Here is a 25,435-nt window from a genome sequence, read left to right as displayed (position 1 = left end):
TGGCCCTTTTACATCAGTTTGCGCCGCCGTGTCACCTCGATATTCAGGTCGGTCAGCTTCTTGCGCAGGGTATTGCGGTTTATTCCCAGCAAATCAGCGCAACGCAGCTGATTTCCGCCGGTCGCATCGAGCGCGATTTCCAGTAGCGGCTTCTCGATTTCGCGTAGGATGCGGTCATAGAGGCCCGGCGGCGGCAGCTCCTCGCCATGCAGGTCGAAATAGCGTTGCAGATGCGCCTCGACTGAATCCGCCAGCCGGGCATCGGCGGCCGAGACCATCTGCGGCATCCGGCTGCCGCGATCGGGCGCGCCCGGGGAAAGGCGCGGCTCGGCCACCCGGGCCGACAGTTCAGCCCCCGGCACCTGCGCCAGCGCCTCGCGTGCCTCGGTCTCGGTGATCTCGGCCTGTGCGGCGGTCAGGGCCAGTCGGCGCATGGTGTTTTCCAGCTCGCGCACATTGCCGGGGAAGGGATGCGAACGGATCAGCGCCGCCGCCCCTTCCGACAGGCTGCGGTCGGGCAGGCCCTGAGCCGCCGCGCGGGCCAGAAGGTGCCGGGCCAAGGGCACGATATCCTCAATCCGCGCGCGCAACGGCGGCACGTTCATCGTCACCCCGGCCAGCCGGTAATAGAGATCCGCGCGCAGCCGCCCCGCCGCCAGATCGGCCTGCGGATCATGGCCCATGGTCGAGATCAGCCGCGGCGCCCGGCCCGGCTCGGGATCGGCCTCGAGGGTCTCGATCAGCCCGACCAGCCGGGCCTGCGCCGCCGGATCGAAGCCCGCCGGGTTCTCGATGATGACCGATCCCCCAGCTGCCTGGGTCTCGATCCGGGCAACCGCCGCATCCAGCGGATCGGCAGAACTCAGCACCACCAGCCCGCGATCCTTGCGGTCGGAAAGGTCGTGGAAACTGCGCGCGATCATCGACTTGCCCACCCCCGCCTCGCCCGAGACGACCACCGGCAGATCGGCGTTCAGCACCCGCGCAACCATGCGGAACAGCGCCTGCATCGCCGGGGCATGGCCGATCAGCGGCATGGCCGGATCGGCGCTGGCGGCCCCGCCCTCGGGCGACACGGTCTCGCCCGCGACCGTCGGCTCGCTGGATCGACGCGGGCGGCGCGACAGGGCTTGGCCCGCCTTGCCCATCAGGTCAGGCAGGTCGAAGGGCTTGGGCAGGTATTCGAAGGCATCGGCCTCGGTGGCGCGGATGGCGGTGACGATGGTATTCTGGGCCGAGATGACGATGACCGGCAGGTCGGGCCGGGCCTTGCGGATCGCGGGAATGCGGTCGATGCCATTGCCGTCAGGCATCATCACATCGGTGATGACCAGATCCCCCCGCCCCTCGTCCACCCATTTCGTCAGCTGCGCCAGCGAGCCGGTCGCGTGGACCCGGCAGCCCGCCCGGGTCAGCGCCTGGGTCAGGACGGTGCGGATGGTGCGGTCGTCGTCGGCGATCAGAACGGTGCCATCCATGGTTTCGGTCCTCGTGACTGTCTAGGCTTTTGGCAATGAAAGGCGGAAAATCGTGCGGCCGGGGCGGCTGTCGACCTGCACCCAGGCGCCGTGATCGGTGATGATCTTCGAAACCAGCGCCAGACCCAGCCCGGTGCCGTTCTCGCGCCCCGAGACGAAGGGTTCGAAGATCTGGCCGGCAATGGCCTCGGGCAGGCCCGGCCCGTCATCCTCGATCTCGATCTGCAGCGGCAGCGCCCGGCCACCCGGCTCGGCCTCGGAGGGCGGCAGCCGCATGGCGTGGTCGTAATGGGTGCGCAGGCGGATGGTGCCGCCGCGCCGCGACAGCGCCTCGGCGGCGTTCTTGACCAGGTTGAGGCAGACCTGCATCAGCTGGTCGGGATCGGCCAAGGCGGAAGGCAGCGAGGGGTCGTAATCGGTCAGTATCCGCAGCCCCTTGGCAAAGCCCACCTTGGCCGAGCGGCGCACCTGCTCCAGCACGTCATGGACATTGACCGGCCCCAGTTTCGGCCCGGTCGTATCGCCAAAACGCTCGACCTGATCCAGCAGCGCAACGATGCGGCGGCTTTCGCTGACGATCATCTCGGCCATCTCGCGATCCTCGGGCGAGGCGTTCATCGCCATCAGCTGCGCCGCGCCGCGAATGCCGGCCAGCGGATTCTTGATCTCATGGGCCAGCATCTCGGCCATGCCGATGGCACTGCGGGCAGCGGTGCGCACGGCGCGGTGCTGGCCGTGGCGGTCGTCCATCTCGCTTGGCACGATCAAGAGCGACAGCCCATCCGGCACATCCGCCGCCGGGCCGGCATGCAGTGTGGCATAGCGCGCCTCGTGCCGGCCGGCGCGGTCGCCGATCTGGAAGCAGACATGGGGCTGGAACAGCGTCTCGTCGCCGCGCACCACCCGCTCGGCCATGGGCGCGATCGAGGGATCGATGCGCAGCCGGCCGGCCATCTCCTCGCCCTCCAGCGCCTTGCCGAGAGTCGAGCGGCGGGACAGGTTCAACCAGATCTCGGCCGCGTCATTCAATGCCGCCACCCGCCCCTTGGCATCCAGCACCAGCGCCGGAAGCGGCAGGCCCAGCCAGCCGGTTCCCGGATCCGAGGCGGTGAAATCGGGGGGCGGCAGGCAGGTCATGCGGCGCGCCCCACGGGGTCGCCCATCGGATCGCCCGAGGCGTCGCCGAAACAGCTGCGGATCAGGGCGAGCGTCGCCGCCGGGCTGTCGGCGCGCAACATCAGGTCGCGACCGGGGGCGCCATTGGCTTCGGCATACCAGCCCAGATGCTTGCGCGCGACGCGCAGGCCCAGCTCCTCGCCATAGAGCGACAGGATATCCTCATAGTGATCGGCCACGGCTTCGGCCAGCGCCGCACCCTGCGGCACATCGGGCGCCGGCGTGCCCCACAGCTCATGCGCGATCTGCGCCAGCCGCCACGGAGCCCCCTGCGCACCGCGTCCGACCATCACCGCATCGGCGCCCGACAGCGCCAGCGCGGCGCGGGCCGAGGCGGCATCGATCACATCGCCATTGGCGACCAGCGGCGGCCGCCCGGGCAGGTTCGCCACCGCCCGGATGGCGTCCCAATCGGCGCTGCCCTTGTAGAACTGCGCCCGCGTCCGGCCATGCACGGTCAGCATCTGCACGCCGGCCTCGCTGGCCCGCCGGGCCAGTTCCGGCGCGTTCAGGCAATCGGCGTCCCAGCCAAGCCGCATCTTCAGCGTCACCGGCAGGTCGACCGCGCCGACCACGGCATCGATCAGCCCCAGCGCATGATCCAGATCACGCATCAGCGCCGCGCCGGACAGCCCGCCCGTCACCTTCTTGGCCGGGCAACCCATGTTGATGTCGATGATCCGCGCGCCCATGCCGGCGACGATCCGCGCCGTCTCGGCCATCGCTCCGGCCTCGCGCCCGGCGATCTGGACGCTGACCGGCAGCGCGCCCTCGGTCAGCGCCTTGGCCCGCACCGCCGCGCGGGTCGAGGGGCGCGGCGTCACCATCTCGGTCGAGGCTACCATCTCGCTGACCAGCAGCCCCGCGCCATAGCGCGCCACCTGCCGGCGGAAGGGCAAGTCGGTGATGCCGGCCATCGGCGCAAGAAAGACCGGCGGGCCAAGCCGCTGGTCGCCGACAAGGATGGGGTCAGGCTGGGTCATGTCTCTCATTCACTCGGGGGCGGCACTGCTGCAAGGCGAGCGGGCCGCCTGTCCCTGCGACGTGATCGCAGGGACAGGTCATTGTTCAAATATGCGGCATTGTGCCCATTATATAGGCAGCAGCTGCAAGGGTCGAGTCGCTGCCGCCCGGTTCCGTGGTCGTTTTCCGGCTGGCAGAGACGGCGCTCGCGCCGCATACACTGGGCAGGTGGTGAAGGAGAAGCGTGATGTTCCTGTCAGTGTTCGATCTGTTCAAGATCGGTGTCGGCCCGTCCTCGTCGCATACGATGGGGCCAATGGTGGCCGGGTCGCGCTTCCTACAATCGCTGCGCGAGCAACCCTTCCGCGCCCATGGGCTGAAGGCCAGCCTGCATGGCAGCCTCGCCTTTACCGGCAAGGGTCACGCGACCGACCGCGCCACCATCCTGGGGCTGGCAGGCTTCGTGCCCGAAACCATCGATGCCGAGGCGGCCGAGGCGGCGCTGGCCCGCAACCGGGAAACCCGCGTGCTGGCACCCGAGGGCCTGCCGGAGCTGGCCTTCGACCCCGAGGTCGATCTGCGTTTCGACTATGACCACGCCCTGCCCGGCCATGCCAATGGCATGACGCTGTCGGCCACCGATGCACAGGGCGACGTGATCTATCACCAGGTCTATTACTCGGTCGGCGGCGGCTTCGTGCTGACCGAGGAGGAGCTGGCGAAGAAGGGCGACGAGGGGCGCAGCGATGCCGTCTCCAAGGTGCCCTATCCCTTTGCCAGCGCCGCCGAAATGCTGGAGATGGCCAAGGCCTCGGGCAAGTCCATCGCCGCGATGAAGCGCGAGAACGAGCGGGTCTATCGCAGCGACGCCAAGACCGACGAGGGGTTGCGGCGGATCTGGCAGGTGATGCGCGACTGCATGGACCGGGGACTGTCCACCGGCGGGCATCTGCCCGGCGGGCTGAACGTCCGCCGCCGCGCCAAGGGCGTGCATGAAAAGCTGATGGCCGAGCGCGGCATGAACCTGACCGCGCCGCATGTCATCAACGACTGGATGTCGACCTATGCCATGGCGGTGAACGAGGAGAACGCTGCCGGCGGCCAGGTCGTCACCTCGCCCACCAATGGCGCGGCGGGGGTTCTGCCCGCCGTCATCCGCTATTGGCTCGACCACGTGCCGGGGGCCAGCGAGCGCGACCTGCCCGATTTCCTGCTGACGGCGGCGGCGGTCGGCGGGCTGATCAAGCACAATGCCTCGATCTCGGGTGCCGAATGCGGCTGTCAGGCCGAGGTGGGCAGCGCCTCCGCCATGGCGGCGGCCGGCTTGGCCGCGGTTCTGGGCGGCACGCCCGAGCAGGTCGAGAACGCAGCCGAGATCGCGCTGGAGCATCACCTGGGCATGACCTGCGATCCGGTGCGCGGGCTGGTGCAGGTGCCCTGCATCGAGCGCAACGGCTTGGGCGCGATCAAGGCGGTCTCTGCGGCCAGCCTCGCCCTGCGTGGCGATGGCGAGCATATCGTGCCGCTGGACGCCGCCATCGAGACCATGCGCCAGACCGGCCGCGACATGAGCGAGAAGTACAAGGAAACCTCGCTTGGCGGGCTGGCGGTGAACGTTCCGAACTGCTGATCGGCGCGGCTTGGGCGGCGCTTCGCCCGCGAAACCGCAGCGGCCTTGCCCCGGCAGGCGGCATTTTGCTATCGCTGGCCGGACAGTGATCCCAGCCCGAAGGCAAAATACCATGAAACTGCGCCTCGCCGCCCTTGCGGTTCTGCCCCTTGCCCTGGCCGCCTGCGACGATCAGGCGATGACCGACCTTCAGTCCAGCCTCGGCATGAAGCCCGAAGTGGCGGAACAGCCGGCCACACCCTCGGGTCCGCCCGCCGTCTCGCCGCTGGAGCAGGCGATCGAGGTCGAGGGTGGCGAACATGTCGCCTCGGCCACGGCCAATTCCGAGACGCTGAACACCGTGGCCTTTGTCGCGCGCGGCAACGAACCCTTCTGGACCGTCGAGGCCTCGGGCGAGCGGGCGGTCTACAAGACCCCGGAAAACCAGAAGGGCCGGACCGTCACCGTGCGCCGCCTGACCTTCGCGCAGGGCGTCGAATTCGTCGGCACGCTGGACGGCAGCGCCTTCGCGCTGACCGTGCGCGGCACCGATTGCGTCGATGACATGTCGGGCGAGAAATTCCCGATGTCGGCGACGCTGAAGATCGGCGGCCGGACGAACAATGGCTGCGCAGCCCCCGCAGCGGCCGCAGCGACCGAGACAACTGCCGCGCCGCAGGGCTGAGGCCTGTTGCCCATAGGTCGCGGGCCTGCACCTAAGTGATGTCGCGGGGCTGTCCGCAGCCGCGCGCGCCCGCTAATGTGGGCAAGATACCGACAGGAGACCCCATCCTCATGCGCCATTCGCGTCTGTTCCGCCAATTGCTGGCGACCACCCTGCCTGTGGCCCTGCTGGTGGCCTCTGGAACCCAGACAGCCCTGGCCGAACCGATGATCGGCACATCGCTGAATGCCTATGGCATGCCCGGCGCGATCGACACGCCGACCGCCGAAGGCCTTGACGACGGCACGCTTGGCGGCTCGGTCGGCGTGTCCGACTATGCCCGCCGCAACTCCATCGTCTTCCAGGCCTTGCCCCGGATGACCGCCGCCCTGCGTTATTCGCGGCTGGACGGGGTCGATCGTTCGCGTGGCTTCCTCTGGGACCGTTCGTTCGACGTGCGGTTCCGCGTCCTTGACGAGGACGAGGCCGGCTGGCGCCCCGCGGTCGCCGTGGGCCTGCAGGATTTCATGGGCACCGGCATCTATTCAGCCGAGTACCTGGTCGCCACCAAGACCCTGACGCCGCGCCTGCGGGTCAGCGCCGGTGTTGGCTGGGGGCGCCTCGGCGGCGAAGAGCGGCGCACCTCGGATGTGGGCGAGGGTGGCAAGCTGAACGTGAAGGACTGGTTCACTGGTCCGGCCAAGCCCTTTGCCTCGGTCGCCTGGCAGGCCACCGACAACCTGCGGCTGGTCGCCGAATACTCGACCGACCCCTATGCGCGCGAAGTGACCACCGGCGGCGAGGAAGAACCCAAGAGCAAGCTGAACCTCGGCGCGAACTATCACTTCGGCGAGAATTACCAGATCGGCGTCTACACCGTCGGCGGCAATACCTTTGGCGCCCAGTTCAGCGTGGCGCTGAACCCGCGCCAGGCGCCCTTCCCCTCGGGCCTGGAAAAGGCACCGGCCCCAGTTCGCCCGCGCCCCGCGCCGGGTGCCGACCCGGAAGGCTGGGCGGGTGTCTGGGCCAACGACCCCACCGCCCATCCGGCGATCCAGACCGCGCTTGGCGACGCGCTGCGCGACGAGGGCCAGACCCTCGAGTCGATGGCGCTTTCGGCCAACCGCGCCGAGGTCCGGATCCGCAATGGCCGCTATGTCCAGCATGCCGAGGCGATCGGCCGCACCGCGCGGCTGATGACCCGTGCCCTGCCCCCCTCGGTCGAGACCTTCGTCATCACCACCTCGGCTGACGGTCTGCCGACCAGCTCGGTGACGCTGCGCCGCTCGGATGTCGAACGGCTGGAGAATACCGAGGTCAGCCAGATCGCCAATGCGGCGGTCCTGACCGATGCCGATCCCCGCCCCGGAAATCTGGTCATGACGCCGGGCCTTTACCCGCGATTCCAGTGGGGCCTGACACCCTACCTGTCGACCTCGCTTTTCGACCCCGATCAGCCGTTCCGCTACGAGGTCGGCGCCCAGGCCAGGGCGAAATACGAACTTGTTCCGGGGTTGGTCTTGTCCGGCACGGTGCGCCAGCGCGCCTTTGGCTCGATCAAGCAAGAGGCTCCCGGGGCCTACACGACCGACGAGTACGAGGCGCTGAACACCGATTACGCCGCGAACGGTGTCCCGCGCGTGCGCTCGGATGGCCGGATGTATTCAGGCAACAGCAGCCCGACCATCCCCGAGCTAACGCTGAACTGGTACGCGAAGCCCACCGACACGGTCTATACCCGCGTCACCGTCGGCCTTCTCGAGCGTGCCTATGGCGGCGTCTCGACCGAGGCGCTGTGGAAGCCGGTCAACTTGCCGCTGGCGCTTGGGGCCGAGATCAACCGGGTCAAGAAGCGCGATTTCGAGGACGCATTGAGTTTCCGCGACTACGAAGTGACCACCGGTCACGTCTCGGCTTATTACGAGTTCGGTGGCGGCTTTACCGGGCAGGTCGATATCGGCCGCTATCTGGCCGGCGATGACGGCGCCACGGTCACGCTGACCCGTGAATTTGCCAATGGCTGGCGCGTCGGGGCCTATGCCACCAAGACCAACATGAGCGAGGAAGATTTCGGCGAAGGCTCCTTCGACAAGGGCATCACCATCTCGCTGCCGGTGGCCTGGGCCACCGGGCAGCCGTCGCTGCAGCGCGTGGGCGGCGATCTGCGCTCGCTGTCACGCGATGGCGGCTCGCGTCTGCGGATCAATGACCGGCTCTACGACACCGTGCGCGAAAGCCATTCGGGCAAACTTTACGAAGGTTGGGGGAAATTCTGGCGATGACCGGCATGACGATGACGCGCGCAATTGGCCTTTCCATGCTGGCTCTGCTGGCCGCCTGCGGCAACGATACGGCCGAGCCCAATGCAACGCCGCTGGGGCTGGCCGGACAGGCCGCCCAGCAGATCATGGCCGAGCGCAAGGCGGCCAGCGAGCCGAAAGCCCCTGCCCGGACACAGGAGCAGATCGCCGCCGAGGCGCTGCGCGTGAACCCCGGCCCGCTGATCATGGCTGGTCTTGAAACGGCCGGACGGACGCAGGTGATGGCCATGACCGGCCAGAACGGTGCCATGCGTACCTACATGACGCCGAACGAGCAGGCGCTGATCCTGCGGAGCGGCATGCTGGTGGGCACGCGCGGGCTGGGCAATGACATGTCGGTCACCGAAGCCTCGACCGAGGGCCTGATTCGAGCCGGGCGGGCAGGCAACGGCCAGCGGGTCATCCGCTATTATGCCGGCGACGGGCTGGAGCGGCCGCTGACCTTCAATTGCACGGTCGGCGCAGGTCCCAATCCCGGTGTGATGGTCGAGAACTGCGAGGGACTGGGCATCAGCTTCCAGAACAGCTTCATGGTCCAGGGCGGGCAGATTCCGGTCTCGCGGCAATGGGCCGGGCCGAGGCTGGGCTATGTCACCATCCAGACGCTGCGGCCCTGACAGGGCCTCAACGACCTCCTCAGAGACGAAAACCCGCTCCGAAATGGGCGGGTTTTTTCATGCCAGAGCCGTCTCCGGCACCGCCTGCCTGTCACCCGCCGCTTTCGGGGCATTGCGCAAACGAAAAGGGCTGGCACAAGGCCAGCCCTCCAATCGAAATCCCCAGAAGGGGAAGCGATCTTACTCGGTGGTGGTGGTGTCGTCGTCGTCGTCGTCCGAAGCGACGGCGGCGATCACGCCCAGCAGCAGCAGGGCGGGAACAACCAGGCCGGCGTTCGACGACGCGGGCTGTTCTTCAACAACGACCGGCTCGACTTCGACGACGGGGGCGACATAGCCACCGGCCAGAGCCGAGGTTGCGGTCAGGCCGAGGACGGCGGCGAAAGTAGCAAATTTGGTCATGATCATGCTCCGTTTCATTTGACAGATGCCGTCACCGGCAACATCGCTGCGACAGTTGCATAAACCCGGGTCTTTGAAAAGCCGGGTCATTTCAGATTCCCGGCGGGTTTGCGCCCACTGTTGCATATTCGCCAACACCATCCAGACTACACTGGTTCCGCCGATTTTGCCACGATTTCGGACCGTTGCATTCTTGCACTAGCCGCGGCGGAGGATCGCGCCGAAGGCGAAAAAGGCGGCCGCCGCGACCACGATCGAGGGTCCGGCGGGGGAATCCAGACGCAGGCTGGACCACAACCCTGCGGCGACCGAAAGCGTCGCAAGCCCGGTCGCAATGACCGCCATGTGCTCGGGCGTCCGCGACCAGACCCGCGCAGCGGCGGCGGGCACGATCAGCATGGCGGAAATCAGCAGCGCCCCGACGATGCGAATGGCCACGGCGACCACTAGGGCTAGTGCCACAGCGAGAATCAACCGCTCCAGGCGGGTGTCGATGCCGGCAGCCATCGCCAGTTCCTCGTTCACCGTGGCACTGACCAGCCGCTGCCAGCGCCAGACGAGCAAGCCCAGCACCACCAGCGCCCCGCCCCAGATCCAGACCAGGTCGGTCCGACCGACCGCGAGGATGTCGCCGAAGAGGAAAGCCGTCAGATCGACCCGCAGGTCGGGCACGAAACTGGCCGCAACCAGGCCCAAGGCCAGCGCGGAGTGCGCGGCAACGCCCAGAAGCGTGTCCATCGCATGGCCACGCCCCACCAGCGTCGACACCAGCAGCGCCATCGCCAGCGCCACGGCCAGCGTGCCGGCATAGATCGAAACGCCGAAGGCAAAGCTCAGCGCGACGCCCAGAATCGCCGCATGGGCCGTCGAATCACCGAAATAGGCCATGCGCCGCCAGACCACGAAGCAACCGAGCGGCCCGGCGGCGAGCGCCAGCCCAAAGCCCGCAAGCGCCGCGCGGACAAGGAAATCGTCAAGCATGATGGTGGTCTTTCGCGTGGTCATGCCCGTGATGGTCATGTCCCTTATCGCCGTGTGCATGATGATCATGGCCATGCGGGTGATCGTGGTCATGGTCGTGATGGTGCTGATAGAGGGCCAGCGTGCCCTCGGACCCAGCACCGAACAGGGCACGGTATTCCGGCGCACCACTGACCTGCTGGGGTGTGCCCTCGCAGCAGATATGGCCATTGAGACAGAGAACCCGGTCCGAGGCCCGCATCACCACCAGAAGATCATGGCTGACCAGCAGGATCGCCGCGCCGGTCTCGGCCCGGATCTCCTCGATCAGCTTGTAGAAACCGACGATTCCCGGCTGATCCAGCCCCTGCGTCGGCTCGTCCAGAACCAGCAGCTGTGGCTGCGACAAAAGCGCCCGGGCCAGCAGGACACGCTGGAATTGGCCGCCCGAGAGCTGCGTGATCTGCTGGCGCTCGACCCCTTCGACGCCAACCCGGCGCAGCATCGCTGCCGACGCCGAATCGCTGACCCGCTGCGGCAGCGACAGGAAGCGCCGCACGGTCATCGGCATGGCCGTGTCGATATGCACCCGCTGCGGCACATAGCCGATGCGCAGCCCTGCCTGCCGCGTCACCTGACCAGAGGCCAGCGCCACATGGCCCAGAAGCGCCCGGACCAGCGACGATTTGCCCGAGCCGTTCGGCCCCACCACGGTCACGATCTCGCCCGGCGCGATCGCCAGGTCGACGCCGCTCAGCACCGGCTCGGTGGTGCCGGTGCGGTGGATGGTCAGGCCATCGGCGCGAATCAGCGGGGTCATTCGCCCTGCTCCACCGCGGCGCAGGCGTCGCAAAGGCCAAGCGCTTCAACGGTCATCCGTTCGACCGAGAAGCCGACGCCGCCCGCTGCAGCACGCAGCGCGCTTCGAATCTCGGGCGCATCGGCTTCGGCAACCTTGTTGCAGGCGCGGCAGATCAGGAAAGCCGGGGCGTGGTCATGGCCGGGGCTGAGACAGGCGGCGAAGGCATTCAACCGCTGCACCCGATGCGCCAGCCCATGCTGAACAAGGAAATCCAGCGCCCGGTAAGCCACCGGCGGCTGGCTGCCAAAGCCTTCGGCCCCCAGCCGTTCCAGCACCTCATAGGCGCCAAGCGCGCGGTGGGTTTCCAGCAGGATCTCCAGCGTGCGGCGGCGCACCGGGGTCAGGCGCACGCCCTGTTCGGCAGCCAGATCATCGGCCGCCTGCAGCGCCTGCGTGCGGCAGGTGCTGTGGTCATGCGAGGCAAAGGCGGTGGCCGCGTCATCAGCGGCGTGATTTTCGACAGACATGAGTTATCTTATAACATTTCGATTGACTTGTAATGTTATTACATTCAAAGGGAGGGGTCGTACAACCCTTTCCTGCTTACGGACCCTGCAATGCGCTTTCTGCCCTTCGCCTCTGCCCCGCTTCTCATTGCCCTCGGCGCCGCCTCCGCGACTGCCGACGCGCCCTCGGTGATCGCGGATATCCCGGCCACCGGCTCGCTGGTGCAGCAGGTTCTGGGCGATCTGGGCGAGGTGCGGGTGCTGCTGCCGGCGGGCGGGAACGAGCATCACCACCAGATCCGTCCCTCGGATGCCGCCGCGCTGCAGGAGGCCGGCCTGCTGGTCTGGATCGGACCCGACCTAACGCCCTGGCTGGCGCGATCCGCCGATTCGCTCAACAGCGGCGTCTCGTTGAGGCTGCTGGACCTGCCCGAGACAAGCCTGCGCGCGTTTTCAGATGAAGACGATCACGACCATGCGCATGAGGACGGCCACGACCACGCGCACGGCCCGACCGATCCCCATGCCTGGCTTGACCCGCAGAACGGGAAAATCTGGCTGACGGCCATCGCCGGCGCGCTGTCCGAGGCAGATCCCGAGAACGCCACAACCTATACGGCGAATGCCGAGGCGGGCGTCGCGAAGATCGACGACGCGGCAGCGGCCGTAACCGCGCAGCTTGCCCCCGTCGCGCAGGATCGTTTCGTCGCCTTCCACGACGCCTATGGCTATTTCACCGAGGCCTTCGGCCTTGCCCCGGCGATCCCCGTCGCGCTTGGCGATGCCAGCACGCCCTCGGCCGCGCGACTGTCGGCGATTCGGGACACCATCACGGCGGAAAAGGTCACCTGTGCCTTTCCCGAGGCCGGGCATGACCCGTCCCTGATCGAGTCCCTGATTGCCGGCACGCCGATTCGCGCAGGCGAGGCACTGGACCCGACGGGCAGCGGGCAGCCGATGGGGCCTTCGCTTTACCCGGCGATCCTGACCGGAATGGGCGAGACGATCTCGGCCTGTCTCGGCCAGCCGGAGTGAACCCGACAGGCGCGGAAAGGCCGGAGAAATAATACCCGACTCTTTTCCTTTGACATATCCGACTATTCTTGTCAGGTTGCGTTCAGGCCTAATGTCACGCCCTCACTCACGAAGGACAGAACCATGACCGCGACCCGCCCTGCCGAGTTTTCCCGCCCCGGCGTCTCCGTGCTGAGCCGTCTGCCCGCGCATGATGCCGAGCTGCTGACTGCCGGCGGCAATCAGGCGCTGATCGTGTTGAAGGATCAGGTCTATCAGCTGCGGATCACCCGGGCGGGCAAACTGATCCTGACGAAGTAAGGCTCAGCCGCGCGGTGCGCGCGGCTTGCCACCACCGGGACGGCCGCCGCCGGGTTTTCCACCACCGGGACGCGGCCCCTTGCCCGCAGCCGGTCGGCCTTTCCCGCCGGCCGGACCGCCCGAGAAGCCGCCCTTGCGCGGGCCACCGGAGTTGAAACCCTCGCCACGCGGCTTGAAACCACCCTCGCCGCGCGGTTTGAAGTCTCCCTCTCCACGCGGTTTGAAACCGCCTTCACCGCGAGGCTTGAACCCACCTTCGCCACGCGGTTTGAAGCCACCCTCGCCACGGGGCTTGAAGCCCTCATCGCTGCGGTCACGCTTCACCCAGGGTTTCTTGTCGCCATCCTCGCGCCGGGCGAACGGTTTGCGATCACCGTCCTCGCGCTTGGCCCAAGGCTTGCGGTCGCCGTCTTCACGCTTGGCATACGGCTTGCGGTCGCCATCCTCACGCTTGGCCCAAGGCTTGCGGTCACCATCTTCACGCCGGGCAAACGGCTTGCGGTCACCATCTTCACGCCGGGCAAACGGCTTGCGATCACCCTCTTCACGTTTGGTCCAAGGCTTCCGGTCGCCGTCTTCACGCCGCGCAAACGGTTTCCGGTCACCGTCCTCACGCCGCGCAAACGGTTTCCGATCACCATCCTCACGCTTGGCCCAGGGCTTGCGGTCACCGTCCTCACGCCGCGCAAACGGTTTCCGATCACCATCCTCACGCTTGGCCCAGGGCTTGCGGTCACCGTCCTCACGCCGGGCGAACGGCTTGCCGCCGTCGCGGCGCTCGCCCCGGTCGTCGTTGCGGCCAAAGGGTTTGCGCTCGCCATCGGGCTTGCCGAAACGCGGCTTGCGCTCTCCATCCGCAGCGGACCGGCGCGGGCCGGACTCGGCTCCACGGGCACGGAAATCGCGCGGCTTCTCGTCCTCGGTCTCGCCGGTCAGAAGCCCGCCCAGCTGGTCGCGCAGCACCTTGCGCTTCACCTCGCGGACCTCGTTCTCTTCCATGCCGGTCAGCTTGAACGGGCCATAGCCGATGCGGATCAGCCGGTTCACCTGCAGGCCGATATGCGTCATGGCGCGACGGATCTCGCGGTTGCGACCCTCGCGGATGCCGACGGTCAGCCAGGCATTCGCGCCCTGCTGGCTGTCGAGACGCACCTCCATCGGCTGGAAATCCTCGCCATCGATGGTGACGCCCCGGCGCAGCGGGTCAAAGGTCAGGTCAGTCGGCGTGCCGTTCACCCGCACCCGGTAGCGGCGCAGCCAGCCGGTCGCCGGCAGTTCCAGCCGCCGCTTCAGCTCGCCATCATTGGTCAGAAGCAACAGCCCTTCCGAATTCAGGTCCAGCCGTCCGACGGTCATCACCCGGGGCAGGTCGCGCGGCAGCGCGTCGAAGATCGTCTGCCGGCCCTTCTCGTCGGCTTCCGACGTGACCAGCCCGACCGGCTTGTAATACATCCAGAGCCGCGTTTCCTGCGGCGCGTCCAGCGGCTTGCCATCGACGGTGATGCGGTCGGTGGGGCGCACGTCCAGCGCGGGCGAGGTGATCTTCTCGCCGTTCACCGTCACCCGGCCCTCGAGGATGATCCTCTCGGCATCGCGGCGGCTGGCCACGCCGGCGCGGGCGATGACCTTGGCGATGCGGTCGACATCGGCGGGCTTGTCGGTGTTGGAATCGGGGGTTTGGTCGTCGGTCATGGCGATCTCTCCTGCGCATCACTGCGGTGGTTTTGGTTAAGCTGGCGGTCATACGCCTGTGGATGGCGAAAGGGAAGCGGATTGCGCGCCGCAGGGGGCGGGCGTCACGTCACGGGCATCTTGCGGCGCCGCCCCACACGGGCCAGAACAATCCCATGCAGCGCTTTACCTCGCATATGGATCAGGCCCTGGCCGAGGCCCGCGCCGCCGCCCTGCGCGGCGAGGTGCCGGTCGGCGCGGTGCTGATCGATCCCTCGGGCCGGGTCATCGCCGCAGATGGCAACCGCACGCGCGAACTGTTGGACCCCACCGCCCATGCCGAGATCCAGGTGATCCGCGCCGCCTGCCGCGCCGCCGGCTCGCAGCGCCTGCCCGGCCATGCGCTCTGGGTGACGCTGGAGCCCTGCCCGATGTGCGCTGCCGCCATCTCGGCCGCGCGGATCGAACTCTTGTATTACGGCGCCGACGACCCGCGTATGGGCGGCGTGGCCCATGGCGCGCGGGTCTTTGACCATCCGCAATGCCACCACCGCCCGCAGGTCTATGACGGCATCAACGCGGGCGAGTCGCGGGCGCTGTTGCAGGACTTCTTCGCCAAGCGACGCTAGGTCAGGCTGGGGCGGGCGGCTTTACTTCGCGCCCTGCCCGCCTAATCTGCAAGGCAGGCAAGGCCGAGGAGGAGCTTCCGATGCCAATACCCGTCAGCCTGACCGTCGACGGAAAGCCCGTCACGCTGTCGCTGGACCCGCGCGTCACCATCCTCGACGCCTTGCGCGATCATCTGGGCAATTTCTCGGCCAAGAAAGGCTGCGATCACGGGCAATGCGGGGCCTGCACGGTTCTGATCGATGGCCGCCGGGTGCTGTCCTGCCTGTGTCTCGCCGTTTCCCATGACGGCGCCACAATCACCACGGCGGCGGGCCTCGGCCTGCCGGGCGATCTGCACCCGATGCAGCAGGCCTTCATCGATCATGACGGGCTGCAATGCGGCTATTGCACGCCGGGGCAGATCTGTTCCGCCGTCGGCATGCTGGCCGAGGCGCGCGAGGGGATGCCCAGCCATGTCACTGCCGATCTGAGCGCCCCGGTCAGCCTGAGCGATGCCGAGATCCGCGAGCGCATGTCAGGCAATCTCTGCCGCTGCGGCGCCTATGCCAATATCCTCACCGCCATCCGCGAAGTTGCAGGGGCGGATAGATCATGACCCCCTTCGATTACACCCGCGCGCAAGACCCGACCGATGCCCTTGACCAGCTGACCCCGGGCGGGCGTTTCCTTGCCGGCGGCACCAATCTGCTCGATCTGATGAAACTGGGGATCGCCCGGCCAACGCGGCTTGTCGACATCAACCGCCTGCCGCTGGACCGGATCGAGGAGACCGGCGCGGGGGGCCTACGGATCGGCGCCATGGTCCGCAACAGCGATCTGGCCGCCCATCCGCTGATCCGGGCGCGCTATCCCTTCGTCGCGCAGGCGCTGCTGGCCGGGGCATCCGGGCAGTTGCGCAACATGGCCTCGACCGGCGGCAACCTGATGCAGCGGGTGCGCTGCGTCTATTTTCAGGATCTGACCACGCCCTGCAACAAGCGCGACCCCGGCAGCGGCTGCCCGGCGCGCGAGGGGTTTGGGCGCTACAATGCGATCTTCGACACCGAGGGCGACTGCATCGCCGCCCATCCCTCCGACCTCTGCGTGCCGCTGGCGGCGCTGGAGGCGGTGGTGGTGGTGCAGGGTCATGCGGGAGAGCGGCGGATCCCCTTCGCCGACTTCCACCGGCTGGCGGGCGACACGCCCGAGCGTGACAGCAATCTGGCCGAGGACGAATTGATCCTTGCCGTCGAACTGCCCGCCCTGCCCTTCGCCGCCCGCTCGCACTATCGCAAGATCCGCGAACGCGCCTCCTATGCCTTTGCGCTGGTCTCGGTCGCGGCGGCGCTGGAGCTGCGGGACGGCGTGGTGCAGGATATCCGGCTGGCGCTTGGCGGTGTGTCGCACAGGCCGCACCGGGCGACGCTGGCCGAGGCGGCGCTACGCGGACAGCCGGCCAGACGCGAAAACTTCCTTGCCGCCATCGAGAAGGAACTGGCCCCGGCCCGCGTCACCGACGCCAATGCCTACAAGTTGCCGATGCTGCGGAACGCGGCGGTGGCGATGCTGGCCGGTCTGGCCGGTCTTAGCGTAGGAGGCCGGCCATGAACCGCCCCAATGATCCGCGATCCGTCGGCGCGCCGCGTCGGCGGGTCGAAGGCCCGCTGAAGGTCAGCGGCACGGCGCCTTACGCCTATGAGCATCCGGCGGTGAACCCGGCCTATCTCTGGCCTCTGACCGCCCCGGTCGCGCGGGGCGAGATCGCCGAGATCGACAGCAGCGAGGCCGAGGCGCTTCCCGGCGTCCTGCTGGTGATGACCCATCTGAACGCGCCGCGGCTTTGGCTTGGTAATGATGCCTCGCTGAAGATCCTGCAATCACCGGAGATCGCCCATCATGGCCAGTTCATCGGTGCCGTCGTGGCTGCAGATGCCACGACCGCACGGCAGGCGGCCGATCTGGTGCGGATCACGATCACCCCCGCGCCTTTCGAGGCCACGTTCCACCCGGACGGCACGGGTTCCACCGTCCCCCGCAAGGTCGGCGGCAGCCCCGGCGAAATGACGCGCGGCGATCTGGGCGCGGCAGAGGCGGCGGCAGTGCATCGCGTGGATCAGCACTATGCCCATCCGATCCACCACCATAACCCGCTGGAGCCCCATGCGCTGATCGCGCAATGGCGCGAGGATCGCAGCCTTGATCCGCGCAAATGCCGGCTGACCATCTGGGACGCCAATCAGGGCGTCCTGCCCTCGCAGGCCTATCTGCCGCCGCTTTTCGGCATCCTGCCGAACCAGTTGCGGATCATCGCGCCCTATACCGGCGGCGGCTTCGGCGGCAAGGGCCTGCCTTTGCCGCATGTGGTTCTGACCATCCTTGCCGCCAAGATGCTGCGCGGGCGGCCGGTGAAATATGCCATGACCCGGCGGCAGATGTTCGCGACAACCGGCCACCGGCCCGAAAGCGCGAACCACATCCGACTGACCGCTGACGAGGATGGCCGGCTTCTGGGGATCAAGCATGAGGTAACGGCCCCCACCGCCCGGCTGAAGACCTATATCGACGCCTCGGCCGGCAGTTCGAAATCCTTCTATGCCGCACCGGCCTGCCGCACGCTCTACCGCAGCCAGGCGCTGGACATCGCGCCGGCAACCTTCATGCGCGGGCCGGGCGAGTTTACCGGCATGTTCGCGCTGGAAACCGCCATGGACGAGCTGGCCCATGCCTGCGGGCTGGACCCGATCGAGCTGCGCCTGAGGAACGAGCCCGAGACCGATCCGCAAAGCGGCAAACCCTTCAGCACACGCAACCTGACCGCCTGCTACCACGAGGGTGCGGCGGCCTTTGGCTGGTCGGCGCGCAATGCCATTCCGGGCCAGCGGCGCGAGGGCGAATGGCTGATCGGGCTTGGCATGGCGGCGGCGGTGTTTCCACATGTCTACATGCTGCCCACCCGCTGCCGCATCCGTTTCAAGGGCGGGCGCTATCAGGTGCAGTTGGGCGCAAGCGATATCGGCACCGGCGCCTGGACCATCCTGCCGCAGATCGCCGCCGATGCGCTGGCGGTGCCGATCGACCAGATCGCGCTGGAGATCGGACGTTCGGGCCTCAGCCTTGCCATGGTCGCAGGCGGCAGCGCCGGCACCTACAGCTGGGGCGGGGCGATCATCCGGGCGGCCGAGAGGTTCCGCACCAAACATGGCGACACCCCGTCCGAAGGCGCACAGGTCGTGGCCGGGGGCGGTCCGCCCAAGGGCTACAAGAACTACTCGATGCACGCCTATGGCGCGCATTTCGCCGAGGCCCGGGTGAACATGGTGACCGGAGAGGTGCGGGTGCCGCGGATGCTGGGCGCTTATGCCGCGGGCCAGATCATCAACCCGATCACCGCGCGCTCGCAGATGATCGGCGGTATGACCATGGGCATCTCTGCGGCCCTCTTCGAGGAAAGCGTGCTCGATCCGCGCTTTGGCCATGTGGTGAATGCCGATTTCGCCGGATATCACATCGCCTCTCATGCCGATATCGGCAAGTTGGACGCGATCTGGATCGACGAGTTCGACCCCTGGTTCGGCCCGACCGGCGCCAAGGGCATCGGCGAGATCGGCATCGTGGGCGTGCCGGCTGCCATCGGCAACGCAATCTTCAACGCCACTGGCATCCGGCTACGCGACATGCCCTTCACCCCCGACAAGCTGCTGATGTCCGGGGGGCTGTCCCCATGACCCTCATCGCCATGCCCGCCGCCGGCGCCATGGGCGCAGGACTGGCCCGCATCTTGACCGCACATGGCGCCACCGTGCTGACCCGGACGGAAGGCCGCAGCGCCGCCACCCGCCAGCGCGCCGCCGAGGCCGGCATGACCGACGCGACCCAGGCCGAAATGGCGGCGGCGGACCTGATCCTCTCGGTCGTCCCGCCCGCGACTGCGCGCGACACCGCCGAAACGCTGATGGCGGCGCTGCCGACCGGGCATCGCCCGATCTATGCCGATCTGAACGCCATCGCCCCTGCGCGCATGGCAGAGCTGGCGGATCTGGTCGAAGGCGCGGGGGCGCGGATCGTCGATGGCGGCATCATTGGAATGCCGCCGGGGCCTGACGGCGCAAACCCGCCGCTGATCTATCTCTCGGGCACAGCGGATGACGCCGCCACGATCCTGTCGCGATACGGGCTACCTGTTCAGGTGATGTCCGGCGGCATCGGCGAAGCCTCGGCCCTGAAGATGTGCTATGGCGCGATGACCAAGGGCCTGACCGGGTTGATGGCCGCGATGTTCATGGCCGCCGAGCGCGCCGGGATCGGCGCAGCCCTTCACGCCGAATTGTCCCGCAGCCAGCCGGAGCTTCTGAAGCGCGGCGAAGGTGCGTTGCCCGACATGTTCCCCAAGGCCTATCGCTGGGTGAACGAGATGGAACAGATCGCCGATTTCCTTGGCCCTGACCGGCCGGAATCGCAGGTCTGGCAGGGACTTGCCGGGCTTTACCAGAGGATCGCCGAGGACCGGCAGGGCGAGGCGGAGCACATCGGCCAGTTGCGGCATTCCTCGACCGGAGTCGCTGATCACCCGCAGGTTTCGGTTATTCAGCGTTTTCAAGCTATTGCCGAGACTCGGGCACCGGGTTACCCTTCTTGCGGTGAGCGGTGGTGACGAGGGGAAAGATGATGGGTAGGGCACACAAGGACGGTCCGGGCATGGGCATGACCCGGCGACAATTCTCTGCGACAGCGATGGCCGCTGGACTGGCTGCTTCCACCGGTCTGGCGCGTGCGCAGCAACCGCTGCCGATCCTGCGCATCGTCGAATCCGGCCACAGCCTGACCGATGGTGTCATCGAACCCCTGCGCGACATGATCAACGCTGCCGGAGGCCGAGGAACCGAACTGGTGAAGTCGACCATTCCCGGCAGCCCGATGCAATGGCGTTGGGATCATCCTGCCGATCCGGACATTATGAAGCCCGAAGTCATGGCCGGTTTCGACCTCATGGTGAACACAGAGCGGGTGCCGCTTTCGAACACGGCGCAATGGCATGATTCTTCAGGCTATGCGCTGAAATTCTTTGACCATGCATGGAAACATGGCCGCGATGGCAAGGGCGCAGCCAGCATTCTCTATGCGACCTGGATTGAGGTCACCAGCGGTTCGGGCAACGAAAACCCTCACAACGATCCCGATGCCGAGATCCCTTTCCGAGAACGGCTGGACCGCGAGGCCGCGGGCTGGCAACAGATCCTCGACCATGTGAACCAGAATCGCCCACAAGGTTCGCCGGAGATGAAGCTGATTCCTGGAACCGGAATCATGGCTGCCGCCTATGACGAGATTGCCGCCGGAACGGCGCCGGGCCTGACCGAGATGAAGCAGCTGTTCCACGACAACATCCACATCAACCTGCTTGGCTGCTACATGATCGCTCTGGCGCATTTCGCGGTGATCTATAACCGCGATCCGCATGGACTGCCGCATGGCGTGCCCAACAATGGCGGACCAAGCGCCGAACAGGCCGCCTGGATGCAGGATCTGGTCTGGAGGGTGGTGACCTCCGATCCCAGGGCCAAGACCGACGGCAGCGGCAAGTTGGATTACTGATTCCGATTACTGATTCCGGCCGGGCGCCTTGCAGTCTCTGCAGGGTTGCCTCACGCCCCCTTCTTCGCCAGACTGCACCAATCGGTCTTTGGGCCGGACGGTCGCGCGGAGGAGCGCGTGTCGCCGCCGCGGACCGGCAAAGGGAGGACAACATGAACAACATGACCGTGGCCACTCTGGCCATGATGCTGGCTGCGCCTGTCGCAGCCCATGCGCAGACGCTGAAGGCCAGCCACCAGTTTCCGGGTGGCAAGGGCGATGCCCGCGACGAGATGGTGCAGATGATCGCCAGCGAGGTCGCCGCCGCCGATGTCGGGATCGATATCCGCGTCTATCCCGGTGAATCGCTCTACAAGGCCCGCGATCAGTGGAGCGCGCTGACCCGGGGCCAACTCGACATCAGCTCTTTCCCGCTCGATTACGCCTCTGGTCGGGTGCCGCAGTTCAGCGTGACGCTGATGCCGGGGCTGGTGCGCAACCATGAGCGCGCGACACGGCTGAACGCCTCGCCCTTCATGGAATCGATCCACAAGATCATCGAGGAGAACAACGTCATCGTTCTGTCGGATGCCTGGCTGGCCGGTGGATTCGTCAGCAAGAAGAACTGCATCGAGACCCCCGAGAGCATTGCCGGGCAAGTGACCCGCGCCGCCGGCCCTGCTTTCGAGCAGATGCTTGTTGGCGCCGGTGCCTCGATCTCGTCGATGCCCTCGTCCGAGATCTACACGGGCATGCAGACCGGGGTGCTGGACGCGGCCAATACCTCGTCCGGCTCGATGGTCAGCTATCGCCTGTTCGAACAGGCCAAATGCCTGACCGCCCCGGGCGAGAATGCGCTGTGGTTCATGTACGAGCCGATCCTGATGTCCAAGACCGTCTATGACCGGTTGACCCCGGAGCAGCAGCAGGCGCTGATGGATGCCGGGCAGAAGGCCGAGGACTGGTTTGCAGAGCAGGCACCGGGGCTGGACGAGGCGATGATCAAGCAGTTCGAGGAGTCTGGCGTCGAGGTCGTATCGATGACGACCGAGAATTACGACGCCTGGCTGAAGATCGCGCAGGAAACCTCGTACAAGAACTTCGCCGACGAGGTCGAGGGCGGCAAGGATCTGATCGACCAGGCGCTGGCCGTCGAATGACCTGAACCGGCGGGGCGCGCGTCTCCGCCGGTGCTTTTCTGCGGGGGACAGGCAGGGATGAAGACCTATCTTGGCGTGCTGGGCTGGCTGGCCCGGCTGTGTGGCGGGTTGGCGATGCTGCTTCTGGTGGCGGCCGTGCTGGTGGTCACGCAAATGGTGGTGATCCGCTATGTGCTGAACGGCTCGACCATCTGGCAGACGGAATTCGTCATCTACGCCACAACTGCGGCGATGCTTTTGGGTTCGCCCTATGTGCTGGCGCTGCGCGGTCATGTCGGCGTCGATGTGCTGGTCGAGGCGGCAGGCGCGGGCTGGCGGCGGGTGATGAACCTGATTGCCGCCATCGCCTCGCTGATCTTTGTCGGCGCGATGGCCTGGTCGGGAATGCACTTCCTGCTGGAAGCCCTCGCTGGCGGCTGGACCACCGACACGGTCTGGGCGCTGCCGCTGTGGATCCCCTTCTGGCCGCTACCCGTCGCCATGATCCTGATGCTGGCACAGCTTCTGGCCGACGTGGTGCTGGCCCTGCGGCCCGATCTCACGCCCACCAACGTGGCGGGGGTCTGAGATGTCCCCGGCAATGGCAGGTTTCCTCGTCCTCATCGGCCTTCTGCTGCTTCTGGCCGTCGGCACGCCCATCGCCTTCGCCCTCGGCACCGTGGCCATCGTCGCGCTGGTCCTGTCCGAGGGGCTTTTCGCCCTCGATGGCGTGGCCGAGACCTTCTGGGTCGGGCTGGCGAATTTCGGTCTCGTCTCGATCCCCATGTTCATCCTGATGGGCGCGGCCATCGCCTCCAGTCCCGCCGGCAAGGATCTCTATGAGGCCTTGGACCGCTGGCTCTACCGGGTGCCGGGGGGCATGGTCATGTCGAATATCGGCGCCTGTGCGCTGTTTGCCGCGCTCTCCGGGTCCAGCCCGGCCACCTGCGCCGCCATCGGCAAGATGGGCATCCCCGAGATGACCAAGCGCGGCTATCCCGACAGCCTTGCCGCCGGCTCGATCGCGGCGGGGGGAACGCTTGGCATCCTGATCCCGCCCTCGGTCACCATGATCGTCTATGGCATCTCGACCGAGACCAGCATCGGGCGGCTGTTCCTGGCCGGGTTGATGCCGGGGCTGATGCTGACCGGCCTCTTCATGGCATGGGCGCTGTTCGACTGCTGGCGGCGCGGCATCGGACTGGGCGATCTGACCCGGCGCTATTCGCTGGCCGAGCGGCTGGAGAACCTGCCCCGCGTGCTGCCCTTCCTGATGATCGTCGCGGCGATCCTGTTCGTGCTTTACGGCGGTGTCGCCACGCCCTCCGAGGCCGCAGGTGCCGGCGCGCTGATCTGCATCCTGTTGGTCGCGGTGATCTACAAGATGTGGAACCCGCGCCCGATGGCCGCGATCTTCCGCGACACCATCCGCGAGGCGGTGATGATCATGCTGATCATCGGCGCGGCGGAGCTGTTCGCTTTTGCGCTTTCCTCGCTGTTCATCACCCAGACACTGGCCGGCTGGATCGCCGGGCTGGAGGTGAACCGCTGGGTGCTGATGGGCATCATCAACCTGTTCCTGCTGTTTGCCGGCTTCTTCCTGCCGCCCGTTGCCATCATCCTGATGACCGCGCCGATCCTGATGCCGATCCTTGATGCCCATGGCTTCGACCCCTACTGGTTCGCGGTGATCCTGACGATCAACATGGAGATCGGCCTCATCACCCCGCCTGTCGGGCTGAACCTTTATGTCATCAACTCGATCGCGCCCCGCATCTCGCTGCGCGACATCCTGATGGGCTCGCTGCCCTTCGTCGGCATGATGGTACTGGGCATCGTCATCCTGTCGATCTTTCCCGAGATCGCCACTGGCCTGCCCGATCTTGTGATGGGACCGGCAAGGTGAGATGACAGGCGCGCAGCAACGGAGACCAGCCATGACCAATACGCTTTTCGACGCGCTGATGGGTCCGCATCGGGGATCGGAGCGGGTCTTCCTGATCCTGCCCGACGGCAATGCGCTGAGCTATGCGGATATCGACCGGCTGTCGGCGCGTCTGGCGAACCTGCTGGTGGCCGAAGGCGTGAAACCCGGCGACCGGGTGGCGGTGCAGGTCGAGAAATCGCCCGAGGCGCTGGCGCTCTATCTCGGCTGCCTCAGGGCGGGGGCGGTTTTCCTGCCGCTGAACACGGCCTATACCGCCGCCGAGGTTGCCTATTTCGTCGGTGACGCAGAACCCGCGATGGTGGTCTGCGATCCGTCCCGCGAGGCGCAGCGCGCGGCGTTCATGGGCGACAGTCCGGCGGTCTTGATGACGCTGGCGGGCGACGGCACCGGCAGCCTGATGGCGGGTGCCGCCGAGATGGACGATGTGCAGGAGCCGGTCGAACGCGGCCCGGATGATCTGGCGGCGATCCTTTACACCTCGGGCACCACCGGACGCTCGAAAGGCGCGATGCTGAGCCACCGGAACCTGCTGTCGAATGCCGAGGTGCTAACGGATTACTGGCGCTTCACCGCAGATGACGTGCTGCTGCACGCGCTGCCAATCTTTCACACCCACGGGCTATTCGTCGCCACCAATGTCCTGATGCTGGCCGGCGGGGCGATGATCTGGCTGGCGAAGTTCGACGCCAAACAGGTCATGTCGCTGATGCCGCGCGCCACCAGCATGATGGGCGTGCCGACCTTCTATACCCGGTTGCTGGACCAGCCCGGCTTCGACCACGCCCTTGCCGGCCATATGCGCCTCTTCACCTCCGGCAGTGCGCCCCTGCTAGCCGAGACGCATCGGGCGTTCGAGGCCCGCACCGGCCAGCGCATCCTTGAGCGCTATGGCATGACCGAGACGAACATGAACACCTCGAACCCCTACGAGGGCGAGCGGCGGGCCGGCACCGTGGGCTTTCCCCTGCCGGGCGTCGAGCTGCGCATCATGGAAGGCGGGGCCGAGGTGGCAGCGGGCGAGATCGGCACCATCGAGGTGCGCGGCGAGAATGTCTTTCAGGGCTATTGGCGGATGCCCGAGAAGACCGCCGAGGAATTGCGACCCGATGGCTGGTTCATCACCGGCGATCTGGGGCTGATTGACGAGGGTGGCTATGTTAGCATCGTCGGGCGCGGCAAGGACCTGATCATCTCGGGCGGGTTCAACGTCTATCCGATCGAGGTCGAGGATGTGATCGACCGGCTGCCGGGCGTCCTGGAAAGCGCGGTGATCGGCCTGCCCCATCCCGATTTCGGCGAGGGGGTGGTCGCCGTGATCGCGCGTGAAAAGGGTGCCGAGCTCGAGGAGCAAGCCATCATCGCGGCGCTGGCCGACCGGCTGGCGAAGTTCAAGCAGCCCAAGCGCGTGATCGTCGTCGACGAACTGCCGCGCAACACCATGGGCAAGGTGCAGAAGGCGGCACTCAGGAAGGAACATGAGGGGCTGTTCGCCCGCTGACAGACCCGGCCCGGATACGCCGCGCAAGCGGCCCGGGCCAGCGCCTGCCCGTCCCGGCGGGCCGGCGCTTTGCCACCACAGGTCCCGAGTTCAGAGCGGCGAGGGGCTTGGCACCATAAACCGCATCGACGCCCCGTTGCGATGCCGTCCCACGGGCAGGCGCCGG

24 protein-coding genes are annotated in these 25,435 nt (G+C 67.0%); 16 read left to right on the top strand and 8 right to left on the bottom strand.

Annotated features, from left to right (window positions below; translation table 11 throughout):
* Positions 1-8 precede the first annotated feature (8 nt).
* From CX676_RS18305 to dusB, 3 genes are read right to left on the bottom strand one after another with little or no spacing between them, the layout of a single operon-like run.
* Complete coding sequence (locus tag CX676_RS18305; protein WP_101753841.1) at positions 9-1,478, bottom strand: response regulator; 1,470 nt, start codon at positions 1,476-1,478, stop codon at positions 9-11.
* 21 nt (positions 1,479-1,499) lie between these two features.
* Entirely contained in the window at positions 1,500-2,615 is a 1,116-nt protein-coding gene (locus CX676_RS18300; protein ID WP_101753840.1) for a two-component system sensor histidine kinase NtrB, read from the bottom strand.
* On the bottom strand, positions 2,612-3,637 hold the full coding sequence (dusB, locus tag CX676_RS18295; protein WP_101753839.1) for a tRNA dihydrouridine synthase DusB: 1,026 nt from the start codon (positions 3,635-3,637) through the stop codon (positions 2,612-2,614). The genes CX676_RS18300 and dusB overlap by 4 nt, the downstream gene beginning before the upstream one ends.
* Positions 3,638-3,864: 227 nt before the next feature.
* On the opposite strand from dusB, the gene CX676_RS18290 reads away from it, so the two are divergent.
* The 4 genes from CX676_RS18290 to CX676_RS18275 all read left to right on the top strand — a co-directional run bounded on the left by CX676_RS18290 (position 3,865) and on the right by CX676_RS18275 (position 8,828).
* The gene (locus CX676_RS18290) at positions 3,865-5,247 is read left to right on the top strand and encodes an L-serine ammonia-lyase (protein ID WP_101753838.1); all 1,383 of its coding nucleotides are present in this window, start codon (positions 3,865-3,867) and stop codon (positions 5,245-5,247) included.
* Positions 5,248-5,359: 112 nt separating this feature from the next.
* Positions 5,360-5,911 carry a COG3650 family protein gene (locus CX676_RS18285; protein ID WP_101753837.1) on the top strand — a complete coding sequence of 184 codons (552 nt, stop codon included), beginning with the start codon at positions 5,360-5,362 and terminating at the stop codon, positions 5,909-5,911.
* 110 nt (positions 5,912-6,021) lie between these two features.
* Positions 6,022-8,172, top strand: a complete 2,151-nt coding sequence (locus CX676_RS18280) for a YjbH domain-containing protein (protein WP_232816523.1) — start codon at positions 6,022-6,024, stop codon at positions 8,170-8,172.
* Between the two features lie 5 nt (positions 8,173-8,177).
* On the top strand, positions 8,178-8,828 hold the full coding sequence (locus CX676_RS18275) for a YjbF family lipoprotein (RefSeq protein WP_232816522.1): 651 nt from the start codon (positions 8,178-8,180) through the stop codon (positions 8,826-8,828).
* A 180-nt stretch (positions 8,829-9,008) separates the two neighbouring features.
* Here CX676_RS18275 and CX676_RS18270 read toward each other — a convergent pair whose 3' ends face one another.
* The 4 genes from CX676_RS18270 to CX676_RS18255 form a co-directional block, all read right to left on the bottom strand.
* Positions 9,009-9,236, bottom strand: a complete 228-nt coding sequence (locus CX676_RS18270; RefSeq protein WP_101753834.1) for a hypothetical protein — start codon at positions 9,234-9,236, stop codon at positions 9,009-9,011.
* Positions 9,237-9,428: 192 nt separating this feature from the next.
* Positions 9,429-10,211, bottom strand: a complete 783-nt coding sequence (locus CX676_RS18265) for a metal ABC transporter permease (protein WP_101754430.1) — start codon at positions 10,209-10,211, stop codon at positions 9,429-9,431.
* Positions 10,204-11,010 (bottom strand): metal ABC transporter ATP-binding protein, encoded by an 807-nt coding sequence (locus CX676_RS18260; RefSeq protein WP_101753833.1) that lies wholly within the window; start codon positions 11,008-11,010, stop codon positions 10,204-10,206. The genes CX676_RS18265 and CX676_RS18260 overlap by 8 nt, the downstream gene beginning before the upstream one ends.
* On the bottom strand, positions 11,007-11,519 hold the full coding sequence (locus CX676_RS18255) for a Fur family transcriptional regulator (RefSeq protein WP_101753832.1): 513 nt from the start codon (positions 11,517-11,519) through the stop codon (positions 11,007-11,009). Before CX676_RS18255 ends, CX676_RS18260 begins: the two co-directional genes overlap by 4 nt.
* Before the next feature lie 90 nt (positions 11,520-11,609).
* On the opposite strand from CX676_RS18255, the gene CX676_RS18250 reads away from it, so the two are divergent.
* Both CX676_RS18250 and hemP read left to right on the top strand, forming a co-directional pair.
* Positions 11,610-12,533 (top strand): zinc ABC transporter substrate-binding protein, encoded by a 924-nt coding sequence (locus tag CX676_RS18250; RefSeq protein WP_101753831.1) that lies wholly within the window; start codon positions 11,610-11,612, stop codon positions 12,531-12,533.
* A 123-nt stretch (positions 12,534-12,656) separates the two neighbouring features.
* Complete coding sequence (gene hemP, locus CX676_RS18245) at positions 12,657-12,833, top strand: hemin uptake protein HemP (protein WP_101753830.1); 177 nt, start codon at positions 12,657-12,659, stop codon at positions 12,831-12,833.
* Between the two features lie 3 nt (positions 12,834-12,836).
* Here hemP and CX676_RS18240 read toward each other — a convergent pair whose 3' ends face one another.
* Entirely contained in the window at positions 12,837-14,525 is a 1,689-nt protein-coding gene (locus tag CX676_RS18240; protein WP_101753829.1) for a pseudouridine synthase, read from the bottom strand.
* A 155-nt stretch (positions 14,526-14,680) separates the two neighbouring features.
* Between CX676_RS18240 and CX676_RS18235 the strand changes: the two genes are divergently transcribed.
* The 10 genes from CX676_RS18235 (at position 14,681) to CX676_RS18190 (ending at position 25,269) form a co-directional block, all read left to right on the top strand.
* Positions 14,681-15,133 (top strand): nucleoside deaminase, encoded by a 453-nt coding sequence (locus CX676_RS18235; protein ID WP_232816521.1) that lies wholly within the window; start codon positions 14,681-14,683, stop codon positions 15,131-15,133.
* An 80-nt stretch (positions 15,134-15,213) separates the two neighbouring features.
* On the top strand, positions 15,214-15,729 hold the full coding sequence (locus CX676_RS18230) for a 2Fe-2S iron-sulfur cluster-binding protein (protein ID WP_101753828.1): 516 nt from the start codon (positions 15,214-15,216) through the stop codon (positions 15,727-15,729).
* Positions 15,726-16,721, top strand: a complete 996-nt coding sequence (locus CX676_RS18225; protein ID WP_101753827.1) for an FAD binding domain-containing protein — start codon at positions 15,726-15,728, stop codon at positions 16,719-16,721. Before CX676_RS18230 ends, CX676_RS18225 begins: the two co-directional genes overlap by 4 nt.
* Positions 16,718-18,838 carry a xanthine dehydrogenase family protein molybdopterin-binding subunit gene (locus CX676_RS18220; protein ID WP_101753826.1) on the top strand — a complete coding sequence of 707 codons (2,121 nt, stop codon included), beginning with the start codon at positions 16,718-16,720 and terminating at the stop codon, positions 18,836-18,838. The genes CX676_RS18225 and CX676_RS18220 overlap by 4 nt, the downstream gene beginning before the upstream one ends.
* Positions 18,835-19,764, top strand: a complete 930-nt coding sequence (locus tag CX676_RS18215; protein ID WP_101753825.1) for an NAD(P)-dependent oxidoreductase — start codon at positions 18,835-18,837, stop codon at positions 19,762-19,764. The genes CX676_RS18220 and CX676_RS18215 overlap by 4 nt, the downstream gene beginning before the upstream one ends.
* A 14-nt stretch (positions 19,765-19,778) precedes the next feature.
* Positions 19,779-20,705, top strand: a complete 927-nt coding sequence (locus tag CX676_RS18210) for a hypothetical protein (protein WP_157935988.1) — start codon at positions 19,779-19,781, stop codon at positions 20,703-20,705.
* A gap of 152 nt (positions 20,706-20,857) precedes the next feature.
* Positions 20,858-21,844 carry a TRAP transporter substrate-binding protein gene (locus CX676_RS18205; RefSeq protein ID WP_101753823.1) on the top strand — a complete coding sequence of 329 codons (987 nt, stop codon included), beginning with the start codon at positions 20,858-20,860 and terminating at the stop codon, positions 21,842-21,844.
* A gap of 57 nt (positions 21,845-21,901) precedes the next feature.
* A complete protein-coding gene (locus tag CX676_RS18200; RefSeq protein ID WP_101753822.1) occupies positions 21,902-22,411 on the top strand; it encodes a TRAP transporter small permease subunit in 510 nt (169 codons plus the stop codon).
* Between the two features lies 1 nt (position 22,412).
* Positions 22,413-23,729, top strand: coding sequence for a TRAP transporter large permease (locus CX676_RS18195; RefSeq protein ID WP_101753821.1), 1,317 nt, complete (start codon positions 22,413-22,415; stop codon positions 23,727-23,729).
* 31 nt (positions 23,730-23,760) lie between these two features.
* Complete coding sequence (locus CX676_RS18190) at positions 23,761-25,269, top strand: malonate--CoA ligase (RefSeq protein ID WP_101753820.1); 1,509 nt, start codon at positions 23,761-23,763, stop codon at positions 25,267-25,269.
* Positions 25,270-25,435 lie beyond the last annotated feature (166 nt).

Source organism: Paracoccus zhejiangensis (genome assembly GCF_002847445.1).
In the GTDB taxonomy this organism is placed as follows: Bacteria; Pseudomonadota; Alphaproteobacteria; order Rhodobacterales; family Rhodobacteraceae; genus Paracoccus; species Paracoccus zhejiangensis.
Note: the sequence above shows the minus strand (reverse complement) of the source record. Positions and strands in the feature narration are given on the sequence as shown.